This window comes from Streptosporangium sp. NPDC006013, from assembly GCF_040614275.1.
In the GTDB taxonomy this organism is placed as follows: Bacteria; Actinomycetota; Actinomycetes; order Streptosporangiales; family Streptosporangiaceae; genus Streptosporangium.
Genome location: NZ_JBEXUE010000773.1, coordinates 1 through 3,003 on the forward strand (window position 1 = coordinate 1; position 3,003 = coordinate 3,003).

General features: G+C 68.6%; 2 protein-coding genes. Both read left to right on the forward strand.

Annotated features, from left to right (window positions below):
• On the forward strand, positions 1 to 1,043 hold a 1,043-nt coding region (locus ABZ260_RS49290; protein WP_355632392.1), incomplete at its 5' end, for a KR domain-containing protein.
• Positions 1,044 to 1,083: 40 nt separating this feature from the next.
• Positions 1,084 to 3,003: type I polyketide synthase (locus ABZ260_RS49295; RefSeq protein WP_355632395.1), on the forward strand; the 1,920-nt coding region annotated here is incomplete at its 3' end.

Here is a 3,003-nt window from a genome sequence, read left to right on the forward strand (position 1 = left end):
ACGGCACGATTCCGTCGCTGACGCCCGAGGGGCTGGAGGCGGTGTTGCGGCCGAAGGTGGACGCGGCCTGGCATCTGCACGAGCTGACCCAGGGCCTGGACCTGGCCGGGTTCGTGCTGTTCTCCTCCATGGCGGGGGTGGTGGGAGCGCCTGGTCAGGGTAACTACGCGGCGGCGAATGTGTTCTTGGACGCGTTGGCTCAGGTGCGCCGGGCCGAGGGGCTGGCGGGGTTGTCGCTGGCGTGGGGTGCCTGGGCCCAGGACGCGGGGATGACCGGCACGCTGGGTGAGGTCGAGATGCGGCGGATCAATCGGACGGGGATGCCGACGTTGTCGGCCGAGCAGGGGCTCGCGGCGTTCGAGGCCGCGGTCGGGTCGGATCGGGCGGTGGTGGTGCCGGTGCGGCTGGAGCTGTCGGCGTTGCGGGCGATGGGCGAGGTGCCGCATCTGATGCGGGGTCTGGTGCGCGCGGGGCGCCGCTCGGCGGTCTCGGTCCTGGTGGGCGGGGAAGCGGAGCTGGTGCGGCGGCTTGCCGGGTTGGACCAGGTCGAGCAGGTTCGGCTGGTGGTGGAGTTGGTGTGTGCTCAGGCGGCGGTGGTGCTGGGGCACGAGTCGGTGGACGCGATCCAGCCGGGACGGGAGTTCCGCGAGCTGGGCTTCGACTCCCTCACCACCATGGAACTGCGCAACCGGCTCAACGCGGCCACGGGGCTGCGGCTGCCGGCGACCCTCATCTTCGACTACCCCACCCCTGCCAGCCTCGCCGAATACCTCCTGGAGGAAATCGCGCCCGGAGCGAACAAGGCCACGGAGTTGACATTGCTGGCCGATCTCAACCGGTTCGAGACGGCTCTTTCCGATACCGCGCTCGACGAGCTCGCCCGGAACGGCATCGTCACCCGGCTGCGGCAGCTACTGGCGAAGATGAGCGAGAGCAGCACGGAAACTAGTGAAATCGCTGTCGCGGACGTGCTCAACTCTGCGAGTACCAAGGACATCCTCGGCTTCATCGAAAACGAACTGGGTCGCCTCAAAGACCTGTGATGTCCCGGCTCATACGCGAATACCCTGGAGGGCTTCTCCCATGTCGGAAGACCTGAAGCTCGTTGACTACCTGAAGTCGGTCGCCACCGATCTGCATGAGACCCGTCGACGACTCGAAGAGGTGGAGTCGGGCAAGCGCGAGCCGATCGCCATCGTGTCGATGTCTTGCCGCTTTCCAGGTGGAGTCGCCTCTCCTGAAGATCTGTGGCGGTTGCTGGCTGAGGGGGAGGATGCGGTCTCGCCGGTCCCGGCCGATCGAGGCTGGGATCTGGGGATGTCGTCAGGGCTGGGATCCGACGACGGTGGTGGCGCGGTCCAGGGTGGGTTCCTGGCGGATGTGGCGGGGTTTGACGCGGGGTTCTTCGGGATCTCGCCGCGTGAGGCGCTCGCGATGGACCCGCAGCAGCGGCTGCTGCTGGAGACGACGTGGGAGGCGGTCGAGGGGGCCGGGATCGACCCGCTCTCGCTCAAGGGCAGCAACACCGGTGTGTTCGTGGGCACCAACGGCCAGGACTACATGAATCTGATCATGAGCACCCGGGTGGATCTTCAGGGCCATGGCGTCACCGGTCTGGGAGCCAGCGTGCTGTCGGGCCGCCTGTCCTACACGCTGGGTCTGGAGGGTCCGGCGGTGACGGTGGACACCGCGTGCTCGTCGTCGCTGGTGACATTGCACCTTGCGGCGCAGGCGCTGCGGCAGGGGGAGTGCTCGCTCGCGCTGGCCGGCGGTATCACGGTGATGACGTCGCCGATGGTGTTCGTCGGCTTCAGCGCTCAGGGCGGGATGGCGCCCGATGGTCGGTGCAAGGCTTTCTCCGACGCCGCGGACGGCACCAGTTGGTCCGAGGGTGTGGGCATGCTGGTGCTTGAGCGGTTGTCGGACGCGCGCCGCAACGGTCATCAGGTGCTCGCGGTGGTTCGGGGTTCAGCGGTGAACCAGGACGGCGCGTCCAATGGGTTGACGGCACCGAACGGTCCTTCGCAGCGGAGGGTGATCCGCCAGGCGCTGGCCGGTGCGGGGTTGTCGTCGTCCGAGGTGGATGCGGTGGAGGCGCACGGGACCGGCACGGTTCTGGGTGACCCGATCGAGGCGCAGGCGCTGCTGGCGACCTATGGGCAGGACCGGGGCGAGGCGCGGCCGCTGCTGCTGGGGGCGATCAAGTCGAATCTCGGTCACACGCAGGCGGCGGCCGGTGTGGCCGGTGTGATCAAGATGGTGCTGGCGATGCGGCACGGTGTGCTCCCCAAGACGCTGCACGTGGACGCCCCGTCCTCGCATGTGGACTGGTCGGCCGGTGCGGTGGAGCTGCTGACCGAGCCGACGGAGTGGCCGCAGACGGGTCGTCCGCGTCGGGCGGGGGTGTCGTCGTTCGGGGTCAGCGGCACCAACGCCCATGTGATTCTCGAACAGGGTCCGGAAACGCCGGAAGGAGAAGACGCTCCGCAGGAACGGGCACCGGATGCGGGCGTGGTTCCGGTGGTCGTGTCGGGTCGTACGGGTGAGGCGTTGCGGGCCCAGGCCGAGCGGCTGGTCTCGCATGTGGAGGGTCATCATGAGGTGGCCCTGGTGGATACTGCGTTCTCGCTTGCGGTGTCGCGGTCGGTGTTCGAGCACCGTGCGGTGGTGGTGGGCGAGGATCGCAAGGGTCTGCTGGCGGGGCTGGCGGCGGTGGCTTCGGGTGAGCCCACGGCGGGTGTGATTCAGGGTGTGGCCGATGTGGTGGGGAAGTCGGTGTGGGTGTTCCCGGGTCAGGGGGCGCAGTGGGTGGGGATGGGTGCGCGGTTGCTGGAGGAGTCGGCGGTGTTCGCCGGGCGGATGGCCGAGTGCGCGGCGGAGCTGGAGCCGTTCGTGGACTGGTCGTTGCTGGATGTGGTGCGGCAGGTGGAGGGTGCGCCGTCGCTGGATCGGGTGGATGTGGTGCAGCCGGCCTCGTTCGCGGTGATGGTGTCGTTGGCGGCG